The organism is Flavobacterium sp. FPG59 (genome assembly GCF_002150205.1).
Classification (GTDB): domain Bacteria; phylum Bacteroidota; class Bacteroidia; order Flavobacteriales; family Flavobacteriaceae; genus Flavobacterium.
Genome location: NZ_MTCA01000066.1, coordinates 1 through 15324, shown reverse-complemented (window position 1 = coordinate 15324; position 15324 = coordinate 1). Strand labels below are relative to the sequence as shown.

The 15324-nt window shown below is 32.8% G+C and carries 15 protein-coding genes; all 15 read right to left on the bottom strand.

Translation table 11 applies throughout. The annotated features are described in order from the left end of the window. Positions 1-484: 484 nt before the first annotated feature. Positions 485-1840 (bottom strand): AMP-binding protein, encoded by a 1356-nt coding sequence (locus FPG59_RS08040; protein ID WP_086454099.1) that lies wholly within the window; start codon positions 1838-1840, stop codon positions 485-487. Next, positions 1827-2408, bottom strand: a complete 582-nt coding sequence (locus tag FPG59_RS08035) for a hypothetical protein (protein ID WP_086454098.1) — start codon at positions 2406-2408, stop codon at positions 1827-1829. The genes FPG59_RS08040 and FPG59_RS08035 overlap by 14 nt, the downstream gene beginning before the upstream one ends. Then, positions 2401-4158, bottom strand: coding sequence for a hypothetical protein (locus FPG59_RS08030; protein ID WP_086454097.1), 1758 nt, complete (start codon positions 4156-4158; stop codon positions 2401-2403). Before FPG59_RS08030 ends, FPG59_RS08035 begins: the two co-directional genes overlap by 8 nt. Beyond that, entirely contained in the window at positions 4151-5122 is a 972-nt protein-coding gene (locus FPG59_RS08025) for a hypothetical protein (RefSeq protein WP_140344612.1), read from the bottom strand. Before FPG59_RS08025 ends, FPG59_RS08030 begins: the two co-directional genes overlap by 8 nt. Next, positions 5110-6702, bottom strand: coding sequence for an AAA family ATPase (locus FPG59_RS08020; RefSeq protein WP_208653338.1), 1593 nt, complete (start codon positions 6700-6702; stop codon positions 5110-5112). The genes FPG59_RS08025 and FPG59_RS08020 overlap by 13 nt, the downstream gene beginning before the upstream one ends. Before the next feature lie 23 nt (positions 6703-6725). Then, positions 6726-7724, bottom strand: coding sequence for an AAA family ATPase (locus tag FPG59_RS08015; protein WP_086454095.1), 999 nt, complete (start codon positions 7722-7724; stop codon positions 6726-6728). After that, the gene (pnuC, locus tag FPG59_RS08010; protein ID WP_086454094.1) at positions 7708-8286 is read right to left on the bottom strand and encodes a nicotinamide riboside transporter PnuC; all 579 of its coding nucleotides are present in this window, start codon (positions 8284-8286) and stop codon (positions 7708-7710) included. Before pnuC ends, FPG59_RS08015 begins: the two co-directional genes overlap by 17 nt. A 446-nt stretch (positions 8287-8732) precedes the next feature. Then, the gene (locus FPG59_RS16565) at positions 8733-8885 is read right to left on the bottom strand and encodes a hypothetical protein (protein ID WP_176330716.1); all 153 of its coding nucleotides are present in this window, start codon (positions 8883-8885) and stop codon (positions 8733-8735) included. A 29-nt stretch (positions 8886-8914) separates the two neighbouring features. Continuing rightward, the gene (locus tag FPG59_RS16560) at positions 8915-9061 is read right to left on the bottom strand and encodes a hypothetical protein (protein WP_176330715.1); all 147 of its coding nucleotides are present in this window, start codon (positions 9059-9061) and stop codon (positions 8915-8917) included. Between the two features lie 156 nt (positions 9062-9217). Further along, positions 9218-9976 (bottom strand): LytTR family DNA-binding domain-containing protein, encoded by a 759-nt coding sequence (locus tag FPG59_RS08005; RefSeq protein WP_086454093.1) that lies wholly within the window; start codon positions 9974-9976, stop codon positions 9218-9220. Between the two features lie 232 nt (positions 9977-10208). Beyond that, positions 10209-10874 carry a DUF4339 domain-containing protein gene (locus FPG59_RS08000; protein ID WP_086454092.1) on the bottom strand — a complete coding sequence of 222 codons (666 nt, stop codon included), beginning with the start codon at positions 10872-10874 and terminating at the stop codon, positions 10209-10211. Positions 10875-10920: 46 nt separating this feature from the next. Further along, positions 10921-11118, bottom strand: coding sequence for a YqaE/Pmp3 family membrane protein (locus FPG59_RS07995; RefSeq protein WP_086454091.1), 198 nt, complete (start codon positions 11116-11118; stop codon positions 10921-10923). Beyond that, entirely contained in the window at positions 11115-12422 is a 1308-nt protein-coding gene (locus FPG59_RS07990; protein ID WP_086454090.1) for a hypothetical protein, read from the bottom strand. Before FPG59_RS07990 ends, FPG59_RS07995 begins: the two co-directional genes overlap by 4 nt. Then, on the bottom strand, positions 12419-14362 hold the full coding sequence (locus FPG59_RS07985; RefSeq protein ID WP_086454089.1) for an AAA family ATPase: 1944 nt from the start codon (positions 14360-14362) through the stop codon (positions 12419-12421). Before FPG59_RS07985 ends, FPG59_RS07990 begins: the two co-directional genes overlap by 4 nt. A 128-nt stretch (positions 14363-14490) precedes the next feature. Continuing rightward, positions 14491-15324: hypothetical protein (locus FPG59_RS07980; protein ID WP_086454088.1), on the bottom strand; the 834-nt coding region annotated here is incomplete at its 5' end.

The following is a 15324-nucleotide window of genomic DNA, read 5'->3' as shown; positions in this document are numbered from 1 at the left end:
CTAATTCTACTGATGAAAATAATTTTATTCAAATGGTAGTTAATGAGTTAGAGCCAATGAAAGAAAATTCTACCTTCGGAAAAATATTAGAAAATTTTAAACTCCTCAAAAACAATCTTCATTCAAACCGATGAGGATTTCACCGCTAGCGCGCAATGTCATTAAGTTAATAAGTTTTATGTTTAATTATGAGGTATTTATATTGTATATTAATACTATTTTTCGTGTATTAATAGCCCACTGGCGCTCGTTTGTAACGAGTGCCTTCTTACTTTCAAAAAATAATTCGTAGCGTTATTAACGCGGCAAACTAAAACAAGATTTAATTTCTATGATCTTAGACAAATATAGTTTACCTCGAACTGATTATTTTTTGCTTATCCCAATCATGATTTGAAAAATAAGCAGTAGTTGTGATTAAAAGCTATTCTAATTAAAGGAAATAAAGGAGTTCATACCTATTGAGTTAGCGCGGATATGTTTTTTAGTCAGTTATGAATTCTGACGTGTATAGCGATTTTTCTACCGTATTATTTTGGGATATTTTTTGGATGTCTATTTGAACTTCAATGTCATTTTTAAAAATCACTTTCAATAATTCAAGAATTTCTTCTACAGTACAATCGTTAGAATATCCTTTAAACTGGATTACCTTATCTTTTGTTTGATGCACTTTGAAACCAGCCAAAGACAACCGAGACAAACCATTAGAAATATCGATATTGTTTATTTTCACGTTTGATTTTGTATAAAAAACTACTGGATTTCTTGCTTCTAAGTCAATTAGATAAGGAACGCCATTTTCTATTTTTAATCGGCAAAAATCTCCTGTTCTATAACGTATTAATGGTAAAAAAGGATTATTTCCCCCTGTAATCACTAATTCACCTCTTTCACCATTAGAAAGTTTAACATCTTCATGTTCCTCAAAAATTTCTAAATATAAATCAGATCGGATTGCTTTATGCCCCAATTCTGTAGCGTATGCTATATTTCTGCATTCGGTCATCGAATACAGATCAATCACAGGGCATTTAAAATAATTTTCTAATTTATTTTTTGTGCCTTTTGTTAACTTCATTGCGGAAGATACTAGCGCCTTTGGACTCAATTGCGGCTTTAAATCCAACAATGCCATAAATGCTATTGGATCCCCAGTAAGAATTTGCGGATTGTATTTTTCCAGATATTTTTTAGCATCATCAGGATGGTTCCACTCTGATGGATTGAGGTTTATTTTTAAGATACCAGCTCCCTCTAAATAAGTTGATAAAGAGGCATACGTCAATGTTTTTTCTTGGGCACAGATCAAGGCGATGGCTGTTGTATTTTTGCCCTCGCTTATAGAAACATTAAAATCTTTTAGCACGGATTCTATTTGGGGCAACCAACTGGCTTGAGTAACGGCATCAAAGAGAACATCTAACTTCGGGCCCGTAGAACCTGAAGTATAGTACACTAATAATTCCTCTAAATTAGCTTCATTCGATACAAATAAATGAGGATACTTTCTAATATCTTCTCTAGAAATGGTTGGGGAAGCATTTAAGTCCCCATCTCTATTTTGGTAAAACGGTACTGTTGTATGGCACCATTTTAAATAGTCATTTAGCCAAACTGGAGTTTGCCCTTCGTTCCAAAATATCTTTTCATCACAGTATTTCTTTTTGTAAGACTTCACTTTTGAAAGTTGCACTGCATCTAAACGATCACCACTTTTAAAATTAAATTTTGGCGCAAGCGCATCTTGCTTAAGTGTATTTAAAAAACTTAAATCCTCAAGCAGCGGAAAACGTTCCGCGTCTGTTAATGCTATTTGCGGATCACTACTCTCGTCCATAGGTATTTGCTGCTTCTCTAGCTTTTTTTTCAGCCATCTCTTTTTTGATTTTCATAATTCTTTCATGTGCCTCGTAGGATTGTTTTAAAACTTTCTGCCGATCTGCACTGCTCAAAGAGGATAATTTATCTGCAGCTTCATCCTGATTTTCGCCTTCTGGAGTAATTTCACAACAATGTAATAATAAGCGAACCATTTCCTCTGCACGTTCCTCATCACTAATCCATTCCTTAAATTTCACATATAACGAGGCTTCACTTAATTCTTCAAACCAAAAATCATATAATTTATCTTCTATTAAATCACTCTTTATAAAATTAGGATGACTCAGTAACCAAATCGAAATATGAATTGCGCGCCAATGGTTATCCTCTATGTACGCTAAATCAAAATTACTTGGTATCTTAAATTCTTTTTTTAAAAAATCGTTACACACCAATCTATACGTATCACTAATTAAAGCTACCGAATTTAAACCCTCATTTTCAAGAGTTGAAGAAGGTTTTAAAAAGATATCTGGACATTTCCTTAAATGAGTTACCAACTCAAAAACATCGTATTTAGACATAGGCATAATTTTGTTGTGAAAATTCAAATGCAAACTTTAAAAGTTCCGTTTCATTTGTAACGTAGTATACTTTCCAGCCCATTTTTTCTAATCGAATTACAAAATCTTTGTTGTAATCTGGATGAGAATGTAAGACCATAGTGCCATGGCCACCTGCATTTTTTAATGCCAATTCAGCCAATTCCCAATGTGTTTGTTTGGTTTGCGTATCAGAATCCAACATACTAAATATATCGTTGTCCGTAACGATTACAATATGCGATTTTTTAGTGGCTTCTTGTTCAAATGGTTTGCGCAATCGTTCAATTCCGTAGGCATAGCCCGTACCTAAATAAGAGGTTAAGGTTGTTAGTAGATCTGTTTCGTCTGTAATAAAACCATCTGTTTCCAAATAGTCGCCGGGCTCACCAGAAAGACATCCCATAACGGATGCTCCAGCACGCAAAGCAGATAATCCAATGATGGTAGCTGCCAAAACAGGCCATGAAAAATTTTGCCTTGGATTCATCATCGATCCCGAACAATCTATTCCAATGTAAACATTTAAAGGATTTTCTGCAATGGCGTTGTCAGCATCTGAGCCGTAGGTTCTCTTTTGAGTAGTTAATCCTGGAATAAGTGCGGGAGATAAAATAGCAGATTGCAACCAATCTACTTCTTCAATGGCGTCGCCAATGTCCCAAGTTTCCAATCCCTCGGGTAAATCTAGGGACACATTTTCAGAAATTTCAACAGGAAAATCTATTAAATGAGGCAAAGCAATTTCTTTATAATAGGCGTTGATTAAACGCTGTTCATCCGCTTTTGGGTTGACTTGTTTCATCAAATCAATATAATTCCCCGGACCCATATATCCGTTCCTTGGTCCTTGACCTCCCAATTCATTTTTTTCTGAACCTAAACTGTCACTTTTAATACCTTCGCCTTCTTGTAGCCCCAAGGCTTCTTTTCGCATATCAATTACCTCATCGTAGCCTTCTAGATCCAGTTCGGTCATACCAGAAATATCCATAGCACCCGCACCTGCATCTTCAGCGTCCAACAGTATTAAAATCTTTTTTCGAGCCTCTTGAAAGGTTTTGTCATCCATCAAATAAGGGTATACCATCACGGCAAAGCGACCACCACCGTGAATCCAATTCTTTGCGTAACTTCTGATCAGCGAGGCTAATAATGAAGCGTCCGCATCTATTTTTTTACTATGAAATGATAAATTAGTTGCTAATTCGCCCCGATTTAAACGCCATAAATATTCATAAGTTCGCATCATCAATGTCCAAAACTCAGAAAAATTATCCTCTGAATTAATCGCTTGATACACTTTTGACATTCTTAATTTATTGATGCGTTGTAATTTATCATTGATTAAAAAATCTGCATATAAATTAGATACCATCGGGGCTCTATCCTCAATACCTGGCAATGCAAAGCGAATCCTATTCAATAAAATAGCATTATCATATAAATTTGCAGGAGTAAAAATATGATGACCTATTTCATGCGCCAATACTTCAATCGCATAATCTGAAATACCGCGTTCTACAATTTCTTCTAAATTAATCACGATGCGATGATCTGTTAATCGAATCATTGCAAAACTGCCTGTAAGCCCCTCTCTTTTGGACTCTTGATGGGATAAACACCAAATCGGTTCTTGCAAACGTAACAAAGGATTCCACTCCAACTTTGCTTGTTGCCAATGTGATTTCCACAAGGCTACTGTTTGTTCTATTTCGGTTTGATTAAGCATTTCCAAGACTGTATACGTATAAAAAATAGGAGTTTTGCAACGTAAAAAACAGAGTATCTTTTGTTGCTGCGACAGATGAAATAGTACTTGTATCCATTTCTGCATTTACTTTTTCAATCCATTTTTCAGAGGTATCATAGTGCTTGGCCTTTGAAACAATATAGGCTGCATCAACAGCATTGGCAGGAAGTAAGACCTTGCCAAATTGATCTGCAAAAAGAGCATAACTACTTTTTGAATCGGAAACAAATATATGCTCTCCTATTTGTGCCAACCTTGGTGGATGTTCAAAATAACCCGTGGTACCCACAAAACCACCCTGTACTCCTTCAAACTTGGTATTGCTATTCGACCATGGATTTTCAAATAACTCATAGGCGGTTATATCTGAACCTAAGTTTTGTAAAATGGTATGTTGAAGGTTTTCAGAAAGGGCCGCATAATCTGCTTTTAAACGAGTTCTTATATGTGCCAAACCACATTTCCACGCATAAATACGTCCTAAAATTTTAAAATCTTCTATGGTTTTGATTTCAATAGCACTGGATTCAATAAGTTTGCACCAATATCTTGTTTTTTCAGGAGCATACCGATGCAAATTTAAAAGTACATCATTCAGCAATAAAATGGTTTTTATTGGAAATTTAACTACTAAGTTCGGCATTTTTGCCATTAGTAACCAAGCCGCTTTATATTCATCTTCATAACGGATTGCCAAACCACTTCCAATTAATTTCAATGTTTCCAGATACAGCGCTTTTACTATTTCATGTACTTTTTCTGAGGCCGAATTTAGAGCAATAGTTGCTTCTACAATAGGTTCTACAACTTCAACGATCCAATTGGCTAACCTTTGAGAAGGGATAGTCCCGTATTTCATTTCGCTCTCCTTGTACCATTGATTGTATAACGCACTATTGTCACTTAATTCTGCAATAAGTTGAGGAAGACTTATTTTTTCCATTGCAGCCATCTTTTGTAATTAGTATACCGTTGGTGTAGGTACTTTAATTTTAAAATATCATCTGCTCTGTAGCCGTACAACTTTTTCTCCTCAGACCATTTCTGTAGTTGTTTTTCAATATTTAATAGTCGGTTATCAATTTCTTTAGATGATATGTTTTCGAGCCCTTTTTTAAATTCCGCTTCAAAAGTATCTACAGGATCATTACGATCTAAATCTTGACTCACATACTCATCGCACGATAAATCAAATAAGTTTCTCAACCATACAATTCGATCCACTCTATATACTTCATTCCCCACTTGGTCAAAAAATGGTGATTCTAGATGTGGCGTTAAAGTATCGTGTAAAACAAAGGGCAGCACCTGCCTGATGTCCTCTAATTCTACTTTTTTATTCCCTCTGAAATACGCCAATGCTTTAGAAAACATCAATAAAGTCATGATTTTTCTAACCGACAAACCGTTTTTCGCCTGTGATCCTAAATCTTTAATTGGATCTTTTCCTGTTTCTTTTCTAAAAAGCGAACGCATATCCATGCCGGATAATTTTGCGGTGTCTTTGGTCATGTATTCCAATCGATTGGATGCAGGTTCAAAAAATTCAAACTGGCGACAAAAAAACTCGATTCGTTTGCGTAATTGAGGCTCTATTTTTACACCTCTAATCTGTTTGTTAATGGTGTTCAGCTCCTCTTCGGTAAAAATAATTTCTTCAGGAATTATCGCTTCTGGTTTGAAATTGAGTTCAATTCGCTGTAATAAATCGTCAATGAAACGCGTATTGAAATGCATCGCTCTAATCACGATATCAATCCTGTCTTTTAAGGCTTCAATAACTTGGTACGTTCCTCCACCAGCGTCATCATTGGCGGTGAGATACCAAGCCCCATCTGGACATTCATAAATCTGATCGAAAATTTCAGCATAATTATCCGCCAATACGGTTAACAAGGCCGATTGCGTTCTAGTTGGAATTCTATTGTATTCATCAATAATTTTTACCCGCATGCCCAACCATTTTCGCCATGCAATTCTAATGTCGGACGTTTTTTCGGCCTTCACCATATCTGAAGGTAATGGATGTCCTAATAAATCTGAAATTGTCATTTGAGGTTGCCCGTGTTGTATGGCACGCAATACGTCTTTATTATCGTATCCAGCTAACAATCCCATCAACACCGAAGTAGCTGTTTTTCCACGACCAGGACCGCCCACAATGAGACATTTTCCTCTTGCTGCTAAGTTCAGTAAAGGCATTAATACAAAACTAGAGTAGCTTTGGTCAGTCGGTAAATAAACTGGAACTTTACTGTCTCCAAATAAAAACTTTTTAGGATCACCCTCATTGAATTCGATATCATAATACGGACTGATGATGGCGGTGTTCGTGATCCAAAAATACGCTTGACGTAATTTTTCATCTAGTGCTATTGAGTTATCAGATTCATTTTGCGGAGTATCGCTTGAATACAAATCTTCTATCTGGAATTTATGTATATCCTTGTCCTCTTGCGGATTCGTTGGTGATTCTGGAACTTTCTTAAAAAATCCCATCGTTCTATTTAATAAATCAGACATAGTTCTATTTTGTTCTAAGTTACTTAAAATTTACTATATTCTCTAGCAGACAATACATTTGATACTTGTTCTATTCTTTCTTCAACAGTGCCTTTGAGCATGAAATACTTAAGATTTCTAGTGTTCAAATCTTCGATGATTTTTTGTTGAAATGTTTTTCTTTTTACATCACCAGATCTATCCCAAGTATCATCATAAGGAATATCAGTATCACACACAAATATAATATCGTGCCTGCTTTCGGCTAGTTTTGCTAAATTTTCTAATTCTTCAAGGGCACTCCCATGGTAATCTAACGAAAATAAGTAGGTAGTAATAGCATTTGTATCCGAAAACAAAAAGCGATTTGATTGTAACAGCAAAGCATCCTCTCTTTCCAAATGAATTTCTGCAATTTTCAACAGATCTTCTAAGGTTAGTCTTTTATTTACTTGATGATTCTCCCAATATTCTCTTCCGTATTCTGGCATCCATTGAGTATTAAAATGGGATGCTAATTTTTCGGCCAAAGTTGTTTTTCCTGTTGACGGAGCACCAAGTAATACTACTTTCGTAATCAAATCTTTATAGACAATTGGATCCAAAAAATCTTTGTTTTTAAATGGATCTTTTCTGATTTCTGTAGCGGATATGGGAACGCTAATTCGACTTACATCCACCTGTCTATTTATGGCTTTCAAGGATTTACTCATGTGCTCCCCATAAGGCTCACTAGAATAAAAATGAGAGATGTTGCGATTGCCTAGAATAGAGGAAACATAGTCTTCTTGAATTTTCATGATTTCGGGCGTATATCCACTATCATTCGGCGAATTTACACCTTCAATAACCGTTATATTTGGATATATTTTACGGATCCAAGAAGCTCTAGTTGTTAAAGGGATATTTAATATGGGATCATCATAAATAAGCACGATCAATTCATCCACCTCTTTCATCGCGGTTTCAATTACAAACTGATGCCCTTTATGAAAAGGAGCATACTTACCCAATGTCAGTCCAATTTTATGTTCGTTTCTCATGTGCAAATTGTTCATTATATGCTTTTTTCCATTCCCAGTAACCCATGATGGCCATAATCAAAAAAAGTACATACAACACTGCAGTAAAGTATAAACCTTTATAACTATATATGGTAATACCAACCAAATCGACTACTATCCAAAAGATCCAAGACGCTACTACTTTTTTTATCATCAAATATTGAGCAACCAAGCTTGCCACCATTATAAAAGCATCTTCATAAGGATAGGATGCGTCGGTTTTTGTTTGCATCGTGTAGCCTAAAAGCACAGATGCCAGAACTGTTAATCCAATCCAAAAAATTGCATTTGTCAGCAATGTTACGCGTAATTCACTCTTGTTGGAACCTCCATATTTCCAATTGTACCAGCCGAACACTTGCAGAAATATATAAATAACATGCAAAATCATATCTGAATATAATTTTGCTGTATAGAAGACAAAGCAATACAGAATTACCTGAATTAAACCAAAATACCAGCAGATGATATTTTGCTTGATTGTAAAATAAACTGCCAAAAAACCGAAAACGGCACCAAAAATTTCTAAAGTTGTATCCATAATATATAATGCTAAAGATATAATAATGTGGGAAACTATTACAAGATGACGTATAACATTTGAAAAAATTGTCCCAACTCATTTATGAACTCATTTACAATTAGTAGCTCGAATGAATTTGCTAAAAAAAGGGATGTAAAAAATTCTACCTTGTTTAGTTACTCTTTGTTTTTTTTTCTGCTGGATGCAAGATGAATTTTACGGAGTTTCATTTCATTTTTTACTGCTATTGTTTGAGGGATTTGTACACGCTTCTTATTTCTTTAAGTACTTTGCACGAATTGAAATTCTGAATGGTCATATAATATTGCATAAATGAATTAACTTCATAGAATTTTGTTTTTTAAGGTAACAAATAAACATTGACTATGGAAAAAATAGAAACCTCCAAAATCCTATATTCAGATTATGGAGGTTTTTAAAGAGATACTTTTCGAAAAACTAATCTACTTTTTTTTCTTGCTAGCAGATTGATTAGGATTCAATTGCTTACCCGTATTACCTTGATTTTGGGCAGACTGTTTATTTTGGCCAGCAGTACCTTTATTCGTATTTTGCATGTTGGCTGCATTGTTTGCAGGATTGATTTTTTTAGCCATTTTGTTTAGCTTTTTTAATTGATTAGAAATTACTTTTTTGGTGTATTTCCTCTACCTAAACCAGATGGTTTCCCCGTTGTACTAGGATAATTGGGATTGGAATTACTCCTTGCCACTCCTGCTGATTTTGAACTGTTCCCACTGTTTGTTCCTGAATTTTGATTTGCATTTTTCATAATTTTTAATTTTAAAATTTACCTACTCTATCTAGCTTTTCGGCTTCCGCTTTTATTATGATTCAAAATTCAGGAATAAAAAAAGGCTGATATAATATAGAATCATATCAGCCCATATTGAGCAACAAAATCGGTTTTTAGGGATGTAAGAGCGGTTTATTTTTTTAATTTCTTAATCAATGGTTGGTAATTTTCAGAAACTTGAAGTTGCTTTGTTTCTAATTTTCCTTGATTTGTAAAAACTTCTATCTCTATTGATTCGGTGTTTTTGTGGTAGGCTTTGATGTGTTTTGAGTTTACACGAAACGATTTGTGAATGGTAATGAAATTAATATTTAGCAATCCTTTTTCTTCCATTTTAGAAAATGAAAAATCGATTAGATTCTCGGGTTTACGGTTTGTAAAGTGAATTAGTTTGTTGTTGGATTCGGAGCCGTTGTTTTTGTCCGTGGACAGGTATACAATACTATTAATGGCTATTTTATTGCGCTTCGTTGCTCCAAAATCCAAATGGATGAATTCTTCTTTTTTAAAAAGTTCTATCTCCTTCAAAAAGCGTTGCGTAGTTTTTATAAATTCTTGGCTGGTGAATGGTTTGGTAATATGATCCACACAGATATCGTAATCTCTTTTTAATCTTTCAATCTCTTTAATGTATTGCGAAGTATTACTGCTCACAAACATCACTGGTAATTTTAATTTAAAAGCCACTTCCATCCCTGTCATGTAGGAATCTCCCAAGTTTAGGTCCAAAAACAATATTTCTGGTTGTGAAGTTTTTATATCCTCTAGAAATGTTTTTGCAGAAATACAAGAAGACACCACCTCTACCCTACCAATACTTTCAAGCATTTGCTGGTTTAGTTGTAATTGTTCTTTGTTATCGTCGAGTAAGGCGGCTTTAATTTTTACCATTTTCTAATTCTTTTTCTAATAGTATCTTCTCATTCGTAGAATCTAATTCAGTTTTATGATTGCAACTGATTAGAGTAAAAAAATAGGTTTGATGCTTTTATTATAATTCTCATATTATTTTTTTATTTTAAGATAATTTAAGGAGTACAAGGTTTTATCTTTAAAACATTCCATTAGAAATGAAACGTTTTTAAAAGTACCTGGTTGACTACGATTATCGGTCTATTCGCTTTTACTTTACAGTTGCATTAAACACATTCCAGCCAATTGTTTCGACGTTACTATAATTTTTTACTTTCAATTTGAACTCCTTTTTTGTTTTAGGAGCAAAAAAATCATAAATGGTATATTGTTCTCTTGCAATTTCCGAATCTGTTTTGCTATAAAAAATTACTTCAACAATCACATCTTTATAATTAGTTACAGTTGCTTTGTTTTCAATAACACCACTGATTTTTAATTCATCTCCTAAAAAGGTTGGTTTGTATGTTCCGGTTGCATTTAAATATAAAGATGGGTCTGCTGCTTCTATTTCTGCTATTGTCATGATACTTTCTTCATATGATGAACTACTATTTTTTTCATTCATATAATCTACAAATGCAATAATCGCAATAAAAACAATAATTAGGATTGCTAAAAATCTAATAATCCTCCAAAACCAATGTGTTTTTTTATTACTAGTAATAGGTTCTTGTTTGATCTCAGTCTTTTTTGCTATAGGCGGAGGAACAACTGATAAAATGCTTTTTAATTCTTCTACTTCTCCTGCATTTTTCCAATCTTCCATTCCATCACACCATACTTGTGTATTTTTTGTAATCGCTTTGGCTTTTAATTCATCTAAATCTAATGGACCTATGTTTTCTGTGCCATTGTGTAGGTAATATTTCTTCATTAATTGTAAAGTTTTTTTTGTAGTTAGGGATTTAAAATTTGTAAATTTATTTTTTCATCTCTTTGATAATCTTAGTTGTTCTTCTATCTGCATACATTCTATTCAAAGATGTAAAAGCCCAAATAAAAGCAGGAATCCAACCGATTATAGTAATTTGTAATATCAGGCAAATTATGCCAGAAACTATTTTACCTTGTAATATCAAGGATAACCATGGAAGAAAAAAAGCTAAAACGTATCTCATATTTTATTTATTATGGGTATTGGAACCCCTATTTTTTTAAAACCTACAAAAGGATCTACTTCTTCGAAACATTCAAAGTCAATTTTAAAATCTAAAATTGAGCTTTGGTCATTTAAAGGATAAATAATAAGACAATCAATGATTTCTTTTTCGTCTATTTTTAATTTGTTAAAAGTCTTCTTATCTCTCGCATAGGCACTCAATTGTCTAATGTTATCAATATCGTAGTGACCTTTTTCATTGTATAAGATTTTGTATTTTGCATCGGCTATACATTTTATACCGTCTTTTGTAATGAGATAATCTGGCAAACCATAGCTAAGTTTGGCATCTTTTCCGCCATAAAGTGCATGACTACCATAGGCATCTTTTAATAAACCCAAAACATACAGTTCAAACAATTTACTCATATCAATCCAAAAGGGTGGTGTTTGGATTGTTTTTTGTTGGGTATTGCTAATGTTGTAACCAAATCGTTTCAGAATAAGTTTGGCTAATTTTATGGCTTCCTCATATTCCTTATAAAAAACATTTGTTTTGGTATGTTTCACATCATGAAGATTTACCTCATCAGAGACAAATTCAAAAGCGGGATTGATGTAATTGAATATTTCTGTGGTGTACTTTTCATTCTGAAGGTTTTTAATAGTAGGCAAATACCGCTGAACAAAAACCAAGGCTTTTTTTAGCAATCTATTTTCTAAACTATTCAATCCAAATTCATCGTAGCTGCAATAGGTGTGCAGTGGTTTGTTTTTGACTAGGTTTTGCTTGATGGTTTGACTTACCAAAACTTTGCCTTTTACTTTTGCGTACAAATTATTTTCTACTTTGTAATAGGATTTTTTAACTCCTTTGCGGACAATCTCTTTAACTAGACGCAAATATTGAACAACCAATAACGGACTCAGTAAATCTTGTTCTTGAGTGATGGCTATGGGTGTTTTATCCCACTTTATTTCGAATAAATCATCAGTATGTTTTGCAACTTCCGGGTGTTTTAATGCCGAAAACAACATTTTGAGGTAATCCGTCTGTTCTTTAGAATTATTATTGAGTTTTGGCTCTACATAAATGGCTTTTTCTTTTTCAATAATCCAATCGACGCCTATAAAATAACTATTTGAAATAGCATGTTTTTTATTTACTGCATCAGAATGAATCCTAAAACAATCTACTTTTTCGTTTCTATACTTTCTTGTAAACTGATAAAAGTAATCTTGTTCAAAAGACAATTTGTCTTCAAAATTAAAATCTCTCTTAGAATCAAAACCATTATAATGTTCTTGAATTACTGAAATCATAAGTTGGGTATTTCTAGTAAAGCTTCTTCGCTTAAAATACCATCTTTAACATATTCGTTTAGCAATGGTTTTATTTCAAATTCTAGTTTTAATTCCAGTTGTTTTTCAGTTTCTACCAAAAAATAACTATGACCTAATTGAACATCTTTGGCTTTAAAATCAGATTGCAGATAAACGGTTTTCGATTTATCTTCGTTGAATAATGCGGCTACTTTATGGTACAAACCTTTTGCCTTAGCATGTAAAACAGGGTCAATAACTACATCATCAATAGCTTGATCTGTAGGCAACACATCCACAAAAGCAAAACGTCTCTTTATAGCATAATCAATATGCCCCACACTTCTGTCTGCGGTGTTCATGGTACCTATGATGTAAAGATTGTCTGGAAGTACTAAAACCCTATCTGATTCTTCATCATCTCCAGATATGTCATATAAACTCTCAACGGCAGCTTCTTTTATATTGTCTTGTTCATGATTGTATCTATATTCTAATGCATATATCAACTCGCCAAGTACAGCAGGTAAGTTGGCTCTATTAATTTCATCAAGAATTAATACATATTTACTCTTGGAATTATTGAAAGCTTCTTTTGCAAATTCCATCAAAATTCTATCTTCAACTTTATAGAATACCTTATCATCTGAATTAGTTTTGGCAGCTATTCCTCTCACAAAATCTTCGTAGCTATATGATGGATGAAATTGAATGATTTTGTACTCGCCTCTTGAAATTATTTGATTGGTTTTTATTTCAATTTTTCCTTTCAAATCAAAGTTTCCAAATAAGAATTGCATAAATTCGATACTTGTAACATCTGAACCTAATGCTTTTTTTCTTTCAGTAAATAATTCTTGTACTTTTAGATTCTTCTCAAAACCATTCAATGACGAATAATTTTCTCCGAATAATTTTAATATATTTTCAAGACAAGGGATACTATTAACAGGGAAATATTTTTCAGGATAATAGCTGTGTAGAATTTTTAGTAGAAAGCTTGTTCCTAGGAAAGTGGTTGCTACTTTTACGTTTTTATCTTCTAGTAAATCAGCAATTAGTAACCCTATCCTTTTGGCAGCTTCATCATCATCTTCTATCTTTGTCGCTAATCCATGTTTACTGTATTCATTTTTGCTTTTACTCCAAAAAATGAGATACGACCTTGCACTACCCGGAAAATAGTAGCCCAATGAAATCAATCCTCTTTCAATCCACCAACAAAAACTATCGTTTGATCCAGTACCTATACAATAATTTTCTTTAGAAATATCTTTAAGACTTGCGATTGGAAATTTTGATTGAAATTCATTTAAAAGTTCTTCATGTCTAGTTCGTGAAGTTAAGACTTCTGTACTTTTAGTGTCAAAATTTTTCAAAAAACCATCAATTAATTCAATTGGATTTAAAATTGTAGAAGTAGTAGTCATTTCTTCAGCAATCATTTTTGCCAATCTGGTTTTACCAGTTCCTGGAGGACCTTGAAGAATGATTTGTTTTTTATATTCGAGTAAGTCTATTTTATTTTGCATATTTTCTTTATTTTGAATGTATTGAAACCATTGTTGAATAAAACGAAGTGTTTTTGAGTTGTTATATAAATGTGAGAAAGTACCATTATGTCCAACTTTTGAATTATCTTTTTTGAAAAGTAATGATTTGTCTAAATCCTCAAAATATGAAAGAATCTTAATTTTATAATTAATTCCGAAATCTGTTCCAATTATCTCGCTTTTATTTTTAATTTTATATAGCACTTCTACTAAACAAATCGGATAACTTCCTTTGTGAATTAGGAGGACAGCCCCTTTATTCAGATTTTCAAAAGCTTCGCCTGCATAATCAATATCAGATGTAATTCTACTATCGTTTAATACTTCATCAACATGGTTTTTTCCTGTTGCGTCATTTTTGATTTGTAATTTATAATAATCTCTCATTTTTAATCTTTGATATAAAAGGTGAAAGAACAATCAACAAATAGTTTGTTTTCTGTTTTAGATTTAGTTAACCAATATTTGACATTTACTACATTTGGAGAAACTACCCAATATCTTCTTTTCATATATTATTTTATTAAATCAAGTTGCTTTGCAATGTCTTGGGTAAATTTTGCCATTGGTCTTTTATGCGTTTCTTCGGGTTTATCATAATTACCAATAATTAATCTATTGATCATTGCTTGATCTGGAAATAATTTCTCTTGATAATCTTTCTCTAAATATAATTTATAGGCTCTGCTATAAGCAATTTTTTTGTGTAATAATTCTTCTGCAATATCATTCTGTGTTTCATACAATTGCGTAATCTTAAAATATTTATTATGATTTAATAGAATTGAATCATCTGTTAGTAAAGTATTAAAGTTTATCTTAATGTCATTTAAGTTTCTACTTCGCCAATATTTTATTACACTCAATTTGTCTAATTCAAATCTAAATATATCTAAATCATTGTCATCTTCAGTGAAAAGATAAAACAAAACATCTTCTTTCCCTTTAGATTTATTGCAATTTGCGCAACATGGAAGTAAATTGAAAAATGAAATGCCTAAAAAAGGATATTTGGATTTAGCATGAAAATGGTCTAATTCGAAAAGTGCTTTTCTACTTTTTATTTGCCCCTTTTTTGGCTTGTTCTTATAAATCTCTAAATCTAAAACTACACTTAATTGAGCATTACAATATACACAAGAATTTATTCCTATATTCTTATATAAACCAAGAATAGGGAACTTTCTTATTTGAGAATACTTTAGAGTTTCTACTAATTTTTCATGAAACTGAGTGTCAATTTTTTTTGATTTAATTATTTTTTCAAATTCATCTTTCCAAAACTTAATCCTTGAGGGTTTGGCCGACACTATATCCAACAAATTATCTTTTAGTTTAGTGATATATTC

What these genes read in the sequence shown, in the direction of transcription:
- FPG59_RS08025 (WP_140344612.1), bottom strand. Translation starts at nt 5,122, where the DNA reads ATGGAAAAAATAAGTCTTCCTCAACTTATTGCAGAATTAAGTGACAAT.
- FPG59_RS08020 (WP_208653338.1), bottom strand. Translation starts at nt 6,702, where the DNA reads ATGTCTGATTTATTAAATAGAACGATGGGATTTTTTAAGAAAGTTCCA.
- FPG59_RS16565 (WP_176330716.1), bottom strand. Translation starts at nt 8,885, where the DNA reads ATGGCTAAAAAAATCAATCCTGCAAACAATGCAGCCAACATGCAAAAT.
- FPG59_RS08030 (WP_086454097.1), bottom strand. Translation starts at nt 4,158, where the DNA reads ATGCTTAATCAAACCGAAATAGAACAAACAGTAGCCTTGTGGAAATCA.
- FPG59_RS07985 (WP_086454089.1), bottom strand. Translation starts at nt 14,362, where the DNA reads ATGAGAGATTATTATAAATTACAAATCAAAAATGACGCAACAGGAAAA.
- FPG59_RS08015 (WP_086454095.1), bottom strand. Translation starts at nt 7,724, where the DNA reads ATGAGAAACGAACATAAAATTGGACTGACATTGGGTAAGTATGCTCCT.
- FPG59_RS08035 (WP_086454098.1), bottom strand. Translation starts at nt 2,408, where the DNA reads ATGTCTAAATACGATGTTTTTGAGTTGGTAACTCATTTAAGGAAATGT.
- FPG59_RS16560 (WP_176330715.1), bottom strand. Translation starts at nt 9,061, where the DNA reads ATGAAAAATGCAAATCAAAATTCAGGAACAAACAGTGGGAACAGTTCA.
- FPG59_RS08000 (WP_086454092.1), bottom strand. Translation starts at nt 10,874, where the DNA reads ATGAAGAAATATTACCTACACAATGGCACAGAAAACATAGGTCCATTA.
- FPG59_RS08040 (WP_086454099.1), bottom strand. Translation starts at nt 1,840, where the DNA reads ATGGACGAGAGTAGTGATCCGCAAATAGCATTAACAGACGCGGAACGT.
- FPG59_RS08005 (WP_086454093.1), bottom strand. Translation starts at nt 9,976, where the DNA reads ATGGTAAAAATTAAAGCCGCCTTACTCGACGATAACAAAGAACAATTA.
- FPG59_RS07990 (WP_086454090.1), bottom strand. Translation starts at nt 12,422, where the DNA reads ATGATTTCAGTAATTCAAGAACATTATAATGGTTTTGATTCTAAGAGA.
- pnuC (WP_086454094.1), bottom strand. Translation starts at nt 8,286, where the DNA reads ATGGATACAACTTTAGAAATTTTTGGTGCCGTTTTCGGTTTTTTGGCA.
- FPG59_RS07995 (WP_086454091.1), bottom strand. Translation starts at nt 11,118, where the DNA reads ATGAGATACGTTTTAGCTTTTTTTCTTCCATGGTTATCCTTGATATTA.